At 73.1% G+C, this 16,115-nt stretch carries 15 protein-coding genes; 11 read left to right on the plus strand and 4 right to left on the minus strand.

Going from position 1 to position 16,115, the window contains the following annotated elements:
- The first annotated feature begins 200 nt into the window (after window positions 1-200).
- The 4 genes from Val02_RS22775 to Val02_RS22790 all read left to right on the plus strand — a co-directional run bounded on the left by Val02_RS22775 (window position 201) and on the right by Val02_RS22790 (window position 5,447).
- The gene (locus tag Val02_RS22775; RefSeq protein WP_203901192.1) at window positions 201-1,658 is read left to right on the plus strand and encodes a pectate lyase family protein; all 1,458 of its coding nucleotides are present in this window, start codon (window positions 201-203) and stop codon (window positions 1,656-1,658) included.
- Between the two features lie 187 nt (window positions 1,659-1,845).
- A complete protein-coding gene (locus tag Val02_RS22780) occupies window positions 1,846-3,204 on the plus strand; it encodes a cytochrome ubiquinol oxidase subunit I (RefSeq protein ID WP_203901214.1) in 1,359 nt (452 codons plus the stop codon).
- Window positions 3,201-4,199, plus strand: coding sequence for a cytochrome d ubiquinol oxidase subunit II (locus Val02_RS22785; RefSeq protein WP_203901193.1), 999 nt, complete (start codon window positions 3,201-3,203; stop codon window positions 4,197-4,199). The genes Val02_RS22780 and Val02_RS22785 overlap by 4 nt, the downstream gene beginning before the upstream one ends.
- 72 nt (window positions 4,200-4,271) lie before the next feature.
- A complete protein-coding gene (locus tag Val02_RS22790; RefSeq protein WP_203901194.1) occupies window positions 4,272-5,447 on the plus strand; it encodes a hypothetical protein in 1,176 nt (391 codons plus the stop codon).
- A gap of 78 nt (window positions 5,448-5,525) precedes the next feature.
- Here Val02_RS22790 and Val02_RS22795 read toward each other — a convergent pair whose 3' ends face one another.
- Window positions 5,526-7,079, minus strand: a complete 1,554-nt coding sequence (locus Val02_RS22795) for a hypothetical protein (RefSeq protein ID WP_203901195.1) — start codon at window positions 7,077-7,079, stop codon at window positions 5,526-5,528.
- Window positions 7,080-7,278: 199 nt separating this feature from the next.
- Between Val02_RS22795 and Val02_RS22800 the strand changes: the two genes are divergently transcribed.
- Genes Val02_RS22800 through Val02_RS22810 form a run of 3 tightly spaced genes read left to right on the plus strand, consistent with a single transcriptional unit; the run spans window position 7,279 to window position 10,073 of the window.
- Window positions 7,279-8,364 carry a DNA glycosylase AlkZ-like family protein gene (locus Val02_RS22800; protein WP_203901196.1) on the plus strand — a complete coding sequence of 362 codons (1,086 nt, stop codon included), beginning with the start codon at window positions 7,279-7,281 and terminating at the stop codon, window positions 8,362-8,364.
- Between the two features lie 39 nt (window positions 8,365-8,403).
- Window positions 8,404-8,670 (plus strand): hypothetical protein, encoded by a 267-nt coding sequence (locus Val02_RS22805; RefSeq protein ID WP_203901197.1) that lies wholly within the window; start codon window positions 8,404-8,406, stop codon window positions 8,668-8,670.
- Window positions 8,671-8,681: 11 nt separating this feature from the next.
- Window positions 8,682-10,073 carry a hypothetical protein gene (locus tag Val02_RS22810; protein ID WP_203901198.1) on the plus strand — a complete coding sequence of 464 codons (1,392 nt, stop codon included), beginning with the start codon at window positions 8,682-8,684 and terminating at the stop codon, window positions 10,071-10,073.
- A gap of 6 nt (window positions 10,074-10,079) precedes the next feature.
- On the opposite strand, the gene Val02_RS22815 is transcribed toward Val02_RS22810, so the two are convergent.
- Window positions 10,080-10,946, minus strand: a complete 867-nt coding sequence (locus tag Val02_RS22815; protein WP_203901215.1) for a phosphotransferase family protein — start codon at window positions 10,944-10,946, stop codon at window positions 10,080-10,082.
- 31 nt (window positions 10,947-10,977) lie between these two features.
- Window positions 10,978-11,649 (minus strand): hypothetical protein, encoded by a 672-nt coding sequence (locus Val02_RS22820; protein ID WP_203901199.1) that lies wholly within the window; start codon window positions 11,647-11,649, stop codon window positions 10,978-10,980.
- Window positions 11,650-11,804: 155 nt separating this feature from the next.
- On the opposite strand from Val02_RS22820, the gene ligA reads away from it, so the two are divergent.
- Together ligA and Val02_RS22830 are read left to right on the plus strand one after the other, a co-directional pair.
- Window positions 11,805-13,973 carry an NAD-dependent DNA ligase LigA gene (ligA, locus tag Val02_RS22825; RefSeq protein WP_203901200.1) on the plus strand — a complete coding sequence of 723 codons (2,169 nt, stop codon included), beginning with the start codon at window positions 11,805-11,807 and terminating at the stop codon, window positions 13,971-13,973.
- A 64-nt stretch (window positions 13,974-14,037) separates the two neighbouring features.
- Window positions 14,038-14,532: an FBP domain-containing protein gene (locus tag Val02_RS22830; protein ID WP_203901201.1), complete on the plus strand. Its 495-nt coding sequence runs from the start codon at window positions 14,038-14,040 to the stop codon at window positions 14,530-14,532.
- A gap of 15 nt (window positions 14,533-14,547) precedes the next feature.
- Here the strand turns inward: Val02_RS22830 and Val02_RS22835 are convergent, their stop codons facing one another.
- On the minus strand, window positions 14,548-14,913 hold the full coding sequence (locus Val02_RS22835; RefSeq protein ID WP_239153262.1) for a winged helix-turn-helix transcriptional regulator: 366 nt from the start codon (window positions 14,911-14,913) through the stop codon (window positions 14,548-14,550).
- 95 nt (window positions 14,914-15,008) lie between these two features.
- Between Val02_RS22835 and Val02_RS22840 the strand changes: the two genes are divergently transcribed.
- Window positions 15,009-15,632 (plus strand): NAD(P)-dependent oxidoreductase, encoded by a 624-nt coding sequence (locus tag Val02_RS22840; protein ID WP_203901202.1) that lies wholly within the window; start codon window positions 15,009-15,011, stop codon window positions 15,630-15,632.
- 4 nt (window positions 15,633-15,636) lie between these two features.
- The gene (locus tag Val02_RS22845; RefSeq protein ID WP_203901203.1) at window positions 15,637-16,062 is read left to right on the plus strand and encodes a nitroreductase family deazaflavin-dependent oxidoreductase; all 426 of its coding nucleotides are present in this window, start codon (window positions 15,637-15,639) and stop codon (window positions 16,060-16,062) included.
- Window positions 16,063-16,115: the final 53 nt, after the last annotated feature.

The raw sequence follows: 16,115 nt of genomic DNA on the forward strand, positions 1-16,115 counted from the left end.
ACGACCGCCCCGCTGAAGTATTCATCGTGCCCCGGCCGTATGCAGCGAAGAAACGCCCACGGTGCCGGGCGGTCGGCTGAACCCCTCAAGGAAAACGCTTTCCCGTCCTTGCCGGCGATTGACGGGACCGGATACGTTGCGCGGACCTCGCGGCGCTCACCCCCTTCGACGTGCGCCGCCGTCATCCCGGGAAGGTCCGCATGGATACCTCCACCCCCCGCCGTCTCCGGCTGCGCCGCGGTTGGCGCACCGGGCTCGTCGGTGCCGCCGTGCTCACCCTCGTCGGTGCCGGAACGGCGTTCGTGCTCAACCCCGCCGAGGCCGCCACGATCGACACCGGCGCCTACTACCAGTTCGTGAACGTCAACAGCGGACTGGCCGTCGAGGGCAACACCAGCACCGTGCTCCAGCAGCCGGTGAACGGCTCCTCGACCACGCAGCAGTTCCAGTTCCTCGACATGGGCAGCGGGTACTACCGCCTCAAGTCCCGCAGCAGCGGCCGCGTCGTCGAGGTCGCCGGTGGCAGCACCGCCGACGGTGCCACGGTGCAGATGGCCGCCGGCGGCGGGAGTTCCGCCTACCAGCAGCAGTTCCAGGTGCTCGACTCCGCCACCGACGTGGTGCGCTTCCGCAACCGCAGCAGCGGCAAGGTGCTCGACGCCTGGGAGTGGTCGACGGCGGCCGGCAGCCGCATCTCGCAGTTCGGTGATCTCAACGGCGCGAACCAGCAGTTCCGCCTCGTGAAGGTGGGCGGCGGCACGACGCCGACGTCCGGCCCCACCGGCAACCCCGGCACCCCGCAGACCGGCCTCGTCGGCTGGGCCACCCAGAACGGCGGCACCACCGGCGGCGGCAGCGCCGCGACGACCACGGTCACCAGCGCCTCCGCGCTGACCAGCGCCCTCGCGTCGACCAGCCCGGCGGTGATCCGGGTCTCCGGGAACATCTCCTGCTCCGGCATGCTGCGGGTGCGTTCCCACAAGACGATCCTCGGGAACTCTGGCGCGACGATCACCGGCTGCGGCTTCAACATCAACGGCGACAGCAACGTCATCATCCGGAACCTGAACTTCACCGGCTGGGACGACGACGCCATCAACGTCCAGGAGTCGGCCAAGAACATCTGGATCGACCACAACAGCTTCAGCAACGGCTACGACGGCGCCGTCGACATCAAGCGCGGCTCCGACTTCGTCACCGTGTCGTGGAACCGCGTCTTCAACCACGACAAGTCGATGCTGCTGGGCCACAGCGACGACAACGCCGCGCAGGACACCGGGCACCTGCGGGTGACCTACCACCACAACTACTTCGACGGCACCACGCAGCGGCACCCGCGGGTCCGCTTCGGCAACCCGGTGCACGTGTACAACAACTACTACCGCGCGAACAGCGGCTACGGCGTCGCCTCCACCGAGGGCGCCGGCGTGCTCGTCGAGGGCAACTACTTCGAGAACGTCGCCGACCCGTTCCACCTGGGCGAGGGCGACTCCGGCCCGGGGACCCTGGTCGCGCGCAACAACACGCTCGTCGGCTCCGGTTCGGGCCAGACCGGCGGCAGCGTGGCGAGCATCCCGTACTCGTACACGCTCGATGCGTCGGCCAACGTGAAGGCCGGCGTCACGGCCGGAGCGGGCGCGGGCAGGATCAGCGTCTGAACCGCTTACGCGGGCGGCGGGCGCTCAACCCTGGGGGGTGGGCGCCCGCCGCGTCGTTTTTCGGGGCCGTTTTGTGACGTGACGTGACAGGGGTCTCGACTACGCCTCCCGCCGTACGCATGGTGTCCCGAGCGTTGGGAAGGTGGCTCCCGACGTACCCACCGACTCAAGGAGGCGTGCGGTGGAGATGTTGTTGGCGGAGGCGGCCACCCCGGCGGATCTCGGCGCTGCCCGGGTCCAGATGGCGATCTCCCTGGGATGGCACATCGTCATAGCGAGCTTCGGGGTGGCGATGCCGGCGATCACCCTGTTCGTCGAGTGGCGCGGGCACAAGACCGGCGAGGTGGAGTACCGGCTGCTGGCCAGACGGTGGGCGCGCGCAATGGGTGTGCTCTTCGCGGTCGGCGCCGTGTCGGGCACGATCCTCAGCTTCGAGATGGGCCTGCTGTGGCCCGGCCTGATGGGCACCTACGGCGAGGTCATCGGCCTGCCGTTCACCCTGGAGGGCTTCGCGTTCTTCGTCGAGGCGATCTTCCTCGGCATCTATCTGTACGGCTGGGACCGGTTGTCGCCGCGGGTGCACATGTGGTCCGCCGTGCCGATCCTGATCGCCGGCGTGGCGGGGACGTTCTTCGTGGTGAGCGCCAACGCCTGGATGAACCAGCCGCGCGGCTTCGACCTCGAGAACGGCAAGGTCGTCGGCGTCGACCCGTGGGCGGCGATGTTCAATCCGGCGACGCCGCCGCAGTCGGTGCACATGCTGGTGGCGGCGTTCATGGTGACCGGGTTCTGCATGGCGGCGGTGTACGCCGTGGGGATGCTGCGGGGGCGGCGGGACCGGTATCACCGCATCGGGTTCGTGGTGCCGTTCACGGTGGCGGCGATCATGGCGCCGGTGCAGGTGGGCGTCGGCGACTGGGCGGCCCATTTCGTCGCCGACTACCAGCCGGTCAAGCTCGCCGCGATGGAGGGCGTGTACGAGACGGAACGCGGCGTTCCGCTGCACATCGGCGGCGTGGCGGTCGACGGCGAACTGCGGTACGCGATCGAGATCCCCAACGCCCTGTCGCTGCTGGCGCACTGGGACCCCAACGCGGAGATCAAGGGCCTGAACGAGGTGCCGGAAGAAGACCGTCCACCGGTCAACGTGGTGCACCTGTCGTTCCAGCTCATGGTCGCGCTCGGCTCGGCGATGCTGGCCGTCGCGGCGTGGTTCGCGTTCCTGTGGTGGCGCCGCAAGGCCCCGCCGGAGGGGAAGTGGTTCCTGGTCGCGGCGGCGCTGTGCGGGCCGGCGGCCGTGCTGGCGCTGGAGTCCGGCTGGACGACGACGGAGGTGGGCCGCCAGCCGTGGGTCGTCTACGGCTCGCTGCGCACGCTCGACGCGGTCAACCCGGCGCCGGGCCTCACGGTCGGCCTCGTCACGGTGCTGCTGGTCTACGCGGGGCTGACGGCGGCGACGGTGTTCGTGCTGCGGCGGTTGGCGCGCGACCGGCCGGTACCGGTGGCGCCGCAGGAGTCCGACGTCACGGAGGCACCCGTCCCATGACCGCCGCGGATCTGTTGCTTCTGCTGCTGTTGGCCGCGATGACGGCGTACGCGCTCTTCGGCGGCGCCGACTTCGGGGCAGGCTTCTGGGACCTCGTGGCGGGCGGGGCCGAACGCGGGCGCCCGCACCGCAAGCTCATCGAGCACAGCATCGGGCCGGTGTGGGAGGCGAACCACGTGTGGCTCATCTTCACGATCGTCGTGCTGTGGACGGGTTTCCCGTCGGTCTTCGCCGCCGTGGCGTCCACTCTGTACATCCCGCTGACCGCCGCCGCGCTCGGCATCATCGGGCGTGGCGCCGGTTTCGCGTTCCGGAAAACGAGCGTGACCCTGGGACGGCAGCGACTGTTCGGCGCGGGGTTCGCGTTCTCCTCGATCGTGACGCCGTTCTTCCTCGGCGCGGCCGCGGGCGGCGTCGCCTCGGGGCGGGTCCCGCCGGGCATCGCGGCCGGCGACCTGGTCTCCTCGTGGTGGAACCCGACCTCGGTCGCCACCGGGCTCCTCGCCGTCGGCGTGGGCGCGTACCTCGCGGTCGTGTTCCTCACCCGGGACGCGCAGAAGCACGCGCCGGAACTGGTCGACGGGTTGCGCCGGCGGGCGTTGTGGACCGGCGCGGTGGTCGGGGCGCTCGCCGTGCTCGGGCTGGTCGTGGTCGCCGCCGACGCCCCGGCGCTCTTCTCGGAACTGCGCCATGGCGTCCCCCTCGCCCTCGTCGTCGTCTCCCTCGTCGCCGGGCTGCTCTCCCTTCTTCTGGTGAACTTCCGCAGCTTCGTGGCCGTGCGAATCACGGCCTCCCTGGCGGCGGCGGCGGTCGTGTGGGCGTGGGGCGCGGCGCAGCATCCGTTCCTGCTGCCGGGGCTGGCGGTCGCCGACGCCGCGGCGGCTCCCGCGGTCACGCGGGCGATGCTGTGGGTGTCGCTGGCCGGCGGGGTGATCCTGGCGCCGTCGCTCTGGTGGCTGTTCAGGATCGCTTCCGCCGGATCTGTCAGATCCTGAACTCCGCGTTTGAGTTTTGCGCGCGTGGGGTAGCGGCCCGCTCCTGCTCACCCGGCGAGGAGTTTCCGCACCGTGTCAAACCCGTCTCCGCATACGTCGACCGCCGGATCCGACCCGCCGGCCGTCGCCCCCCGGGACCTGGGGATCGCCCTGCTGTGGCAGCTCGCGGGTCTGTACGGCCCGGCGCCCGGCGGCGCGTCCGGGGTGGCGGCGGTGGTACCCCCGGGACCCGGCCGGGCCGTCCCGGCCGCGCGGCTGCTCGACCTCGATCCCGAGGCGGTGGCGCGCTGGCTGGCCGCACGGTATCCGGCCCGGCTCTATCCCGCGGCGGTGATCGGCTCGCCGCACGGGGCGGCGGTCCACTTGGCGGCCGCGCTCGGCGGAGTGTGGCTGCCCGGAGGGTTCGGCCTCAGGGTCGAACCGGGGGCCCGGGTCCGTGAATCTGGAGGGTCGCGGATCCGGGCCCCCCTCGAGGCGCTGCTGCGCCGGCATCCCGGGGTGCGGCTGTACGAGTCCGACGCCACCGGCCCGGGCCCGTCCACCGTGGACCTGACGGTGAAGTGGACGAGCATGCCGGCGGCGTACACGAGTTTCCTGCGCGAACGGCTGCGCCCGGGCGCGCCCGTCGCCGTGTTCGCGGACTGCCGCTGCCGGGCCACCAGCCGGATCTCCTCGGCACACCTGCGACAGGGCCGCGAACCGCACCGCGACCGCGTCGACTGCTTCGACTTTCCGGCCGGAACGGGCGTCACGTCGCCGTTCATGCGGGCGGTGCGCCGCTACGGGGTGGACCACGGGCATCCGGTGCGGGTGATGCTGATGACCGAGCCGGCGGTGCTCAGCGCCAGCGTGGCGAACCTGTACCGGGGCTGGCTGCGCGGCTACGGCCGGCCCGCCGACCGGCTGGTGATCCAGACCGGCCGGCACCTGGCGCCGGGGCTGGTGCGCACCGCCGGCCTGGTGCCGTACTGGAGCAGCGCGCTGCACGGGCCCGACCTGGAGGCGCTGGAGTACTGGCTGGCCGGCAGCCGGCCGTTCGCCGACATCCGGCTGCCCGATCCGGCCGGCACCGATCCGGAGGCCGGCCCGACGCACCGCCGGCGGCTCACCGCGTTGCTCGGCTTCGGCGGCTCTGACGGCGAACTCCCGCCGCCCCCGCCGCCGGCGGAGCTGCCGGCGATGCCGTGGTCGTTCGCCATGGAGTGGATCCGCCGCTACAGCGACTACGGAGGCCTGCTGCCGCTCTGAGACCGCCCCCGGCTCTGCGGCGCAACGGCACCGGGCCGGACCGCGGCGTGCGGTCCGGCCCGGCTCTGTCCACTGTGCTCAGTCGGCGACGAACACCGACCGGCGGCGCCGGGCCGCCACGAACAGGCCCGCGCCGACCGCGAGCAGGACGGCCCCGGCGCCGGAGACCAGCGCGACGTTGGCGCCCGTGATGGGCAGCCCGCCGCCGCCACCGCCACCGCCCCCGTTGCCGCCGCCGGCGGTGACCGTGACGGCGGCGGTGTTGTTCGCCGGCACCGGATCCGAGGAACCCCCGTGCGCGACGACGGTGCCGGCGGTGCCCACCGGACCGGTGATCTTCACGGTGAACTCCACCGTGTACGTCTCACCGACGCCGAGCGCCCACTCGATGCAGTGGTACGCCGTGCGGCCCGGCTCGTTGAAGCTGCCGTCCGGCTTGCCGTCGACCAGCCCGCGGCAGTACTCGTTTTCGTCCACGGCGGTCACCTGGACGCCGCTCGGGAACGTCACCCGGAAGCCCGCGTTGTACGGGTCGTCGGGGTCGGAGCCCTGGCTGTCGCCGATGCCGTTGATGTAGCCCGGGCCCTTGTTGGTCATGCCGACCCGCAGCTTGAGCGTGCCGCCGACGCTGCCCGAACCGGTCGCGCCGATCGCCGCCACGTCCGACGGGTTCGGCGGGGTGGAGATGGCGATGTTGCCCTGGGTGTCGGCGTAGTCGACGTCGCGGGCCACCGACGCGTCGACGCCCTCGAACCGCAGGTCGGAACCGTTGCCCTTGGGCCAGGAGTCCCACCAGCCGACGATGCCGGTGTTGTCCTCGAGCACCTCGGCGTTGTAGTAGGCGAACGTGCGGCCGGGAACGTCGTCGCCGACCTTCACCGTCAGCGGCGCCGTGGTCCGTACCGTGCCGCCCACCGGGACGCCCACCCCGCGCAGCACGCAGACCGCGCCGAAGAACGCCGGATCGGGGTTGTAGTGGCAGTTGGCGAACCGGTCGGTGTACGTGGCGAAGGTGTCGCCGCCGAGATACAGGATCAGCGTCTCGGCCGTGCGGTCCCCGGCGTTACGGAACTGCGGGCGGAACGTGACGGTGCCGCCGGGCGTGCTCTCCGCCTTGAAGCGGCGGGCCCGCAGGTCCGGCCCGGACTCGGCGATCGCGAGCCGGTAGGTGGACTCCTCCTTGTCGACGCCGGGCGCGCTGGTGGTCACCCGCACCTGCCCGACGTCGCCCACCTTCGCGTCAGTCGTCGGGGTGAAGACCAGTTCGAGGTCGCCGTCGGGGTCGCCCACGGCGTCGGAACGCTTGGTGCAGGTGATCGCCATGCCGGTGGTGGTGCAGCCCGGCGTGGCGGCCTTGAGGCGCACGTTCAGCTTGTAGATCGTGATCAGGTCGATCGTCACGGTGACCGTGTCCGGCCGCGACGCGCCGCCGCCGGCGTAGGCGTTGTAGAACAGCCCGACCTCCTTGCCGGCGGTCCCGATCGCCAGCGCGGAGGCGTTGAGGTTGGAGTACACGCCGGCGTACGGCTCGACGGCCCGAGCCGGTTGCGGCGAGAGGATGAGTGTGGTCGCGGCGACGGTCAGCGCGGCAACGATGCGCGCCGACCGGCCGGAGGCTTGTGCGAAGGACACCGCCCGGTCCCCTGTCATTCGTCTTCGTAAATTTCGGCCGCAGGGCAGCCTAGGGGAGCGGAGCGCGCGTTGTAGCAGGCAAAAGCCCTATAGCGCGCGGCCCGCACATCGAATCGGTAACGACTGGGTCCGCAACCCGGGCGGCGGCGTGGGATCCGCGCCGCCGAAAAGTGTCACACCCCCGTCGTACGGTCGACGGATGTCGAACGCGCGATGGTTGCGCCGCCAGGCCGTCGGCTGGTCGTTGCCCCGCACGGCCGGGCCGCTCGCCGCGACGCTCACCGAGCTGGAGTTCGTGCAGGCCGACCCGATCCGGGCACCGGCCCGCGCGCAGGACCTGATCCTGCGGCAGCGGGTGCGCGGCTACCGGGCGGGCGACCTGGAGCGGCACTACCCCACGCTGGACGTCGACGAGGACTGGCTGTACGCGTACGGGTTCGTGGCCGGGGGGTTGCGCGCCTACATGCATCCCCGCCCGGACCGGCACGCGGCCGACGGGGTGTTCGCGCCGACCGGCCGCATGGCGGAGGTGCTGGCGTTCGTCCGCGAACGCGGCGTGGCCCACCCGCGCGAGGTGCAGGAGCACTTCGGCGCCGAACGCGCCACCAACGGCTGGGGCGGCACCTCCCAGGCGACCACCCTGGACCTCGAACGGCTGCGCCACTTCGGATATTTGCGGGTCGCCGACCGGGTCGGCGGGGTGCGGCGCTACGCGGCGGTGCCGCCGCCCGAGGCGACCGTCGACCCGGCCGAACGCCGCACCCGGCTCGTGCTGCGGGTCGCCCGCACGCTGGCCCCGGTGGCCGAGCCGACGCTGGCGATGGCCACGGCGCACCTGCTGCGCTGGTGCCGGCCGCACGGCGCGCGGCCCAACGTTCTGCCGGTGATCCGTGGGCTGGTGGCGAGCGGGGAGCTGGCGGCCGTGGACGTCGGCGGCACCCGCTACGTGTGGCCGGCCGACCTGGCGCCGGTGGAGTCCGAGCCGCCGGCGCGGGTGCGCATCCTGGCGCCGTTCGACCCGGTGGTGTGGGACCGGCGGCGCTTCGGCGAGCTGTGGGGCTGGGACTACCGGTTCGAGGCGTACACGCCGCCGGCCAAGCGGGTGATGGGCTACTACGCGATGCCGTTGCTGTGGCGGGACAACGTGATCGGGTGGGCCACGTGCGCCGGGGCCGGTGCCGACGTCGAGCCCGGCTACGTCGACCGGCCACCGGCCGGTGCGGCCTACGCGCGGGCGCTGGACGCGGAGATCGGTCGGCTGAAAGCGTTCCTCACTCAGGCGTGAGTTCTGCCTTTCATCCGGCCGGTTCCCTACCGTTTTTCCATGGGTCCTCTGTTGGAACTGCTCACCGTCGGCGCCGTCACCGCTCCACTGTGGACTGTCTTCCTGTGGGGAACGCGGGCGTACAGGTTCCTGTTCGCCCTGGTCGTCCTGGTGCAGGCGCCGGTGGCCGTGGTCGGGTTCTACCCGCCGCCCAGTGCCGCGCTGCACCTGCTCGTGCTCGCCGGCGGGCTGCTGATCAGCGTGTTGTCCATCTTCCTGATCCGGCCGTCGACGAAGGCGCCGGTGCACGTTCCCGCGCGCGGCTAACATCGGCGGGCGTGGCACGCACCCCGACGGAGGACGAGGTGGCGCGGGCCTTCGCGGCCGGTGCGCCACTGGACCTCTCGGGGCACGCCGACCGGGAGGTCAGGGCCGAGGTCCTGCGCGGCCTGCTGATCGGCGGCCCCGGCGCCGGAGCCGAACCGCTGCCGGCCCTCCGGCTCACCGGCGCGATCGTGCGGGGGCAGTTGAGCCTGGTGCACGCCGACGTCGCCGCGGTGGTGTCGCTCGAGGAGTGTTCCTTCGAAGCGCCGCCCGACCTGCACGGTGCGCACCTCAGGCGGCTGAATCTGGCGCGTTCGACGTTCCCCGGAATGGTCGCCTGGAGCCTGACGGTCGACGGCAACGTGCGGCTCTCGGAATGCCGGAGCACGGCGGAGATCCGGCTCGTCGGCGCCGACATCGGCGGGACGCTCAACCTCGACGGGGCCGAACTCGACGGCGACGTCGCCGCGGACGTCCCGGCGCTCAACGCGACCGGGGTCCGGGTCGGCGGCGACCTGCGCGCCGAGGGCGGCTTCGTGAGCCGGGCGGAGATCCGGCTCAACACGGCCGTCATCGGCGGGGCGATGCGCTGGGAGGGCGCCCGCATCCAGGCCCTCTTCGCCCCGGACCTGAGCGTGGGCGCCATCGCCGACCTCTGCGAGGGCTTCACCGCCACCGGCGAGGTGCACCTGGCGTACGCGGCGGTGCGCAGCCGGCTGTGTTTCGACAACGCCGTGCTCAAGGGCCGGCTGGTGCTGCGCCACCTGGAGACCCGGGAACTCTTCCTCGCCACCGCCGGGCCGCCGCCGCTGGTCGACCTGAGCCACGCCCGCATCGGTGTGCTGCGCGACGACCCGCCGAGCTGGCCGCCGGTCCTGCACCAGGACGGCCTGAGCTACGACAGCATCGCCTGGTCGGCCGACCGGCTCGCCTGGTTGCGGCGGGATCCGCGCGGCTACCGCCCGCACGCCTACGGCCAACTGGCGCAGGCCTACCGGCGGGAGGGACGGCTCGCGGCCGCCCGCGCGGTGCTCCTCGCCGGCGAACGCCACCGCCGGTCGGCGCTGCCGTGGGGCGCGCGGCTCTGGGGACTGGTCCAGGACTGGGCCGTCGGCTACGGCTACCTGCCGGCGCGGGCCGCCGGATGGCTGGCCGCGCTGGTGGTGCTGGGGACGGCGGTGTTCCGGACGGTGCCGCCGGCGGCCGTGGAGCCCGGGAAGGCGCCGCCGTTCCACGCCGTGATGTACGCGCTGGACCTGCTGCTGCCGCTGATCGACTTCGGCCAGGAACGGGCTTTCGTGCCGCGCGACGGCACGGAATGGCTGGCGTACGCGCTGACGGCGGCGGGGTGGATCCTGGCGACGACGATCGCGGCGGGCGCCACCCGGGCACTGCGCCGCGAGTAGCGATCGCTACGCGAAGAGCCACTCCAGGGCCGTCACGCTCTTGGCCGAGTAGCGGGTGCGGCCGGTCTCCAGCCCGTACGCGAGGTCCTCCAGCGCGCCGCAGCGCGCGTAGAAGACGGCGCGGTCGATCAGGGTGGCGACGTCGTCGGCCGCCGCCCGGTAGGTGCGCACCGCGGCGTCGACCGCCGCCGGCCCGAGGTCGCGGTACAGCTTCCCGAAGTCGCGCGCCGGGTCGGCGATCGCGGCGTCGCTCCAGTCGATCACCCCGGTGACCGCCCACGCGTCGACCAGGACGTGCTCCACGCCGAGGTCGTTGTGGGTGAAGACCGGCGCGTACCCGGCCGCCGGCGGCGCCGTCCGGAGAAACGCGCTGACCGCGCGCCGATAAGCGGGTGGGACGTGCGCGGCCACCGTCGCATACGTCTCGGCCGCCTCGTCCCGCCAGTCCTCCAGGGGAACGTCGTCCGCCTCCACCAGCGCCGCCATCCGCTCGACCGGGGCCGAGTGCAGGGCGGTGAGCAGTTCCCCCAGGGTCTCCGCCACCCACGGCCCGTGCGCGAGACGCTGCTCCTCGGGAACGTCGATGAGCGGCGCACCCGGGATCCGCCCGTACGCGAGGCATCCCGCTTCGGCGGCGGTGAAGCGGGGGACCGGCACCGCCAGCGGGGTCAGGCCGGCGACGGTGGCCAGGAGGTCGGCCTCGCGGGTGATCAGGTCGGTGCGGCGTGCCGGATCCGGCTCCGTGCTGAACCGCACGATCAGCTCGCCGTTCACCTCGAAGGCGACGTTTTGCAGCCCATCGCCGGCCGGCACCACGGACTCCACCCGGTAGCCCGGAAGGTGCTGAGTCACCACCTCGCGGACGTCACACACGGGCACCGTTCAACCGTACCGAGAGTGACGCTCAGGTAGACCATCCGTTCGGCGGGCGGTCGACGGCAAGCTCTGTCACGGGAACGTCACGGAGCCGCTCGGCGGCGGCGGTCAGTTCGGCCACCGGGTCGTAGCTCCCCGGGCCGGGCGGTGCCGGCGGGGCGCCCAGCACCAGCGGTGTCACCCGGGGGTCGGCGGTGAGCAGCCGGTACAGCAGCCAGCCGATCGGTTCGCGGCCGGCGAGCGTGCGGCTGGCCACCCGGTGCACCCCGAGCACGGTCGCGACGTGCCGCCCGGGCGCGGCGGTGCGCTCGTTCGCGGGCGCCGGCCGCACTCCGGGTGACGGCTCGGCGCGGGAGACGGCCCCGAGCCGGTGCGGTCCCAGTGCGTACGCCCCCGGGTGCAGCCCCTCGAAGCGGCGCACCGCGTCCGCCGCGAACAGGCACCAGATCCGCAGGTCGCCGTCGCGGCCCGCGGCGACGCCGGCGCACACGGCGGCGCACAGTTCGCGGGCCGGCTCCTCGCGGCGCAGGTGCCGGCGACGGCGCCACGGGTCGCCACCCGTCCAGGTGCTGTCCCCGCCGCCGTCGAACCCGTGCCACAGCGCCGGCGCCACGAACCCGACCGCGCGGTCGAGCGCGTCCCAGTAGCCGAGGTCGGCGACGCTCAGCAGGTGCGCGTGGTCCACGGCGTCGCGCTTCACAATCACCATTTTGTCGTAGGGCGTTACTAGGGTGTGGCTGACGCAAGCGGGGACAACGACAGGAGCATCTTCATGAGCGGACGCATGCGGGAGCGAATCGTGGGGCACTGTGCGCTCGCGTCTCGTGGCGCCGGGGAGCGAAGCGAGGCGGCGGCATGAGCGGCGTGGACGAGCTGGTCGATTCCGTCGATCCGGTGGTCGACCCGGGGCGCGCGGCGCCGTTCGAGTCCGTGGACGACTACCGCGCGGCGGTGGCCGAGATCCGAGCCGCCGCGCGCGAGTACTACAACGGCGCCGACCTCGCGATGGACGACGCCACCTACGACGCGCTCGTGGCCCGCGTGGCCGCCACGGAAGAAGCCCGTCCCGCGTGGCGCTCGGCCGACTCGCCGACCGGCACCGTCGCGGCCGGGGTGGGCGTGGTCGGCGACGTGCCGCACAGCACGCCGATGCTGAGCCTGGACAACGTCTTCGGCGGCGACGAGCTGCGCGCCTGGGCGGCCCGGCTGGAGAAGCTGCTCGGCCGGCCGGTCGCCGGGTTCACGGTCGAGCCGAAGATCGACGGGCTGGCGATCGCGGCCCGGTACGTCGACGGCGCGCTGACGATGATCACGACCCGCGGCGACGGCGTCGCCGGCGAGGACGTCACGAGCCAGGCGCGCCTGGTCGCCGGCCTGCCCGCGAAGCTCGCCGAGCCGATGACCGTGGAGATCCGCGGCGAGGTGTTCATGACCGACGCCGACTTCGAGCGGGCGCAGGAGCTGCGGACCGGGCACGGGGAGCCGGCGTTCGCCAACCCGCGCAGCGCCGCCGCCGGCACGCTGCGGGCGCAGGACCGGGCCTACGACGCGCCGCTGTCGTTCCTGGCGTACGCCGTTCAGCACGAGGACTTTGCGGGCGACGGGCTGCACTCGTCCGCGCTCGGGCGGATCGCCGCGCTGGGCGTCGCCACGACCGCGCAGTCCGCGGCGGGCATGCCGGTGTGCGCGGGCATCGAGGAGGCGCTCGCGGCCGTCGAGGCGCTGAGCGCGGGGCGGGGCGGGCTCGGGTTCGCCGTCGACGGCGCGGTGATCAAGGCCGACGCGGAGCCGGATCGGCAGACCGCGGGCTTCTCCAGCCGGGCGCCGCGCTGGGGGATCGCCTACAAGTTCCCGGCCGACACGCGCACCACCCGGCTGATCGACATCGTGGTGCAGATCGGGCGCACCGGGCTGATCACGCCACGGGCGGTGCTGGAGCCCGTTCAGGTCGGTGGGGTCACGGTCACCTCGGCCACCCTGCACAACTTCGACGACCTGGTGCGGCGCAACGTCCGGGTGGGCGACACGGTGTTCGTGCGCCGGGCCGGCGACGTCATCCCCGAGATCACCGGCGCGAAGCTGGACGAGCGGCCGGCCGACGCGGTGGAGTTCGTGCCGCCGACGGAGTGTCCGCGCTGCGGCAGCGAGATCGACCGTTCGCAGAAGCGGTGGCGCTGCACGAAGGGCCGGGCCTGCGGGGCGGAGGAGTCGCTGGGCTACTTCGCCAGCCGCGACGCCATGGACATCGAGGGACTCGGCGGCAAGATCATTCACGGGCTGGTCGCCAACGACCTGGTCCTCGACCCGGCCGACCTGTACGACCTCGACGCGGCCACCCTCCAGGGGCTCGAGCGGATGGGTGAGATCTCGGCGACGAAGCTCGTCGGCACCATCCAGCGTTCCAAGGAGCAGCCGCTGTCCCGCGTGCTCACCGGCCTGGGCGTGCTGATGACCGGGCGGTCGATGTCGCGGCGGCTGGCGCGCTGGTTCGGCACGATGCGGGCGTTGCAGGAGGCGACCGTCGAGGACCTCCAGCAGGTGGAGGGGGTCGGCCCCGAGCGGGCGGTCACGATCGCCGCCGAGCTGGTCGACCTGGCGCCGGTCATCCAGAAGCTGGTCGACCGCGGGCTGACCATGACCGAGCCGGGCGTGCCGGGGAAGGTCGCGGCGGCGGCCGCCGCCGAAGCCGCGGCGTCGAGCGACGGGGCCGTCGTGGTGAACGCGGGCGGGGGTCCGCTGCGCCGGCCGGACGGCACGCCGATGACCGTGGTGGTGACCGGTTCGGTGCCGGGCCTGTCCCGCAACGAGGGCAACGAGGCCGTCGAACGCCTCGGCGGCAAGTCCTCCGGCTCCGTCTCGGCGAAGACCGATCTGGTGGTGGTCGGCGAGAAGGCCGGCTCGAAGGCGACGAAGGCCGAGCAGTTGGGCATCCGGATCATGCCGGCGGAGACGTTCGCCGCGCTGCTGGCTGCCCACGGGGCCGGCGACGAGGCGGAGGTCGAGCGCCTGATGGCTCCGGCGTAGCGGGTCGGCCGGTCGGCGAATATCGGTTGTCGATCATGTCGGCCCCGACGTAGCGTCCGCTCACGTGAAGGCTCTGGCAGAACGCGAGATCCGCGGCTCGTTCGTCAACTGCACCAAGGGCGAGGCCTCGCGTATCGCGTTACCCCGCGACCTGGCCGCACGCCCCTGGGACGACCTCGACTTCCTGGGTTGGCGCGACCCGTCGACCCTGGACCGGGCGTACCTGGTGGCCGAACACCGCGACCGCCTCGTCGGCGTCTCGCTGCGGGTCGCGCCGCCCCGGCCCGGCATCCTGCACCGGGGGATGTGCTCGGTCTGCCTGACCACGCATCCCGGTTCCGGCGTGACGCTGATGACCGGCCGCAAGGCGGGCGCGGCCGGCCGCCAGGGCAACTCGGTCGGCGTGTACCTCTGCACCGACCTGGCCTGTTCGCTCTACGTGCGGGGGCGCAAGGTGCCGGAGCCGGGCGGTCGGTTCGCCGAGTCGCTGACCGAGGAGGAGCAGGTGGCGCGCACCCGGGACAAGCTGGCCGCCTTCCTCGACAGGTTGTTCGACTAGGGCGTGTCTCGTGCCCTAGCGGGTACCGAGGCCCTCCCGGGCGTCGAGCAACTCGTCCCAGTGCTCGCTCGCCCAGGCGCAGGCGGCGTTCATCGGCGCGATCATGCTGTGCCCGAGCGGGGTCAGCGCGTACTCCACCGCGCGGACCGGTGCCGTGCGCACGGTGCGGGCGACGAGGCCGGTGCGCTCCAGCGAACGCAGCGACGCCGTGAGCGCCTTCGGGCTGACGCGGCGCAGCGGCACGCGCAGTTCGGAGTAGCGCCGCGGGCCGCCCTCGAGGCAGCGGATCACCAGTCCCGCCCACTTGTCCCCGAACCTGATCGGCGACAGCTCCGACGGACACACGGGGTCGAACATGTCGGGAGCCAGCGGTGTGCGCATCTGCGCACCGTAGCCGGTATCCGTTCGGTAACCACCCGGCCGGCTACCGTCGCGCCGTCCGGCGGCGAACGCGGCCGGGGAACGGGAGGACGGGCATGGGCGCGATCGTGGTGTTCGGTGCGGGCGGCAGGGCCGGGCGGGCCGCCGTGCGCGAGGCGGTGCGGCGGGGCCATCGGGTGACGGCGGTGGTGCGTACCCCGGCGAAGCACGTCGATCTGGCGGCGGGTGGCGTGACGGTGGTGGCCGGCGACGTCACCGACGCGGCGGCCGTCGGAGAACTCGCCGAGGGCCACGAGGCGGCGATCGCCGCGGTGTACGACCCGGCGGCCCCGACCGCCGACTTCTACCGCGCGGCCGCCGGGGCGCTGGTCGCGAGCGGCGTTCCCCGGCTGGTCGTCGTCGGGCTGGCGTCGATCCTGCCGACCACGGCCGGGGCCGCGCTGATGGACACCCCCGGCTACCCGAACGACTACCGCGCCTTCTACCTGGCCCACCGGGCCGGCCTCGATGTCCTGGAGAAGAGCGGGAGCGCCGCGGACTGGCTGGTGATCAGCCCGTCGGGTGACTTCGACCGCGCCGCCGGCCGAACGGGCACCTACCGCTACGCCCCGGCCGACGCGACGGCCCGGGTCTCCTACCCCGACCTCGCGGTCGCCGTGGTGGACGAGGTCGACACGCCGAAGCACCACCGCACCCACGTCGGCGTGCGGACCGCGTGAGCGCGTGGTGGACGCCGAGGAGATCCACGACAGCGCCGACGAACGGGTCGCCGCGCACGTGCGCCGGTTCCTCGCGACCGGCGGGCGGGCCCGTCCCGGCGTGCCCGAACTGCTGCTGACCACCCGCGGTCGCCGCACCGGGAAGCTGCGCCGCACGGTGCTGGTCCACGCCGTGGACGGCGAACGTTTCATCCTCGCGGCCTCGAACCAGGGTAAGGATCATCACCCCGCCTGGTACCTGAACCTGACGACACATCCCGAGGTGACCGTCCAGGTCGGCACCGACGTGTTCCCGGCCCGGGCCCGCACCGCCACCCCGGACGAACGCCCCGGGCTGTGGTCCCTGATGGTGGCGATCATGCCCACGTACCGGGCGTACGAGGCGCTGACCGTCCGGCAGATCCCGGTGGTGATCCTGGACCGAACCTGACCGGCCCCCAGCGATGCCGCGTGCTCCCAAGACCTGGGAAGGGTCGCCGAACG

Source organism: Virgisporangium aliadipatigenens, from assembly GCF_016863615.1.
Lineage (GTDB): Bacteria > Actinomycetota > Actinomycetes > Mycobacteriales > Micromonosporaceae > Virgisporangium > Virgisporangium aliadipatigenens.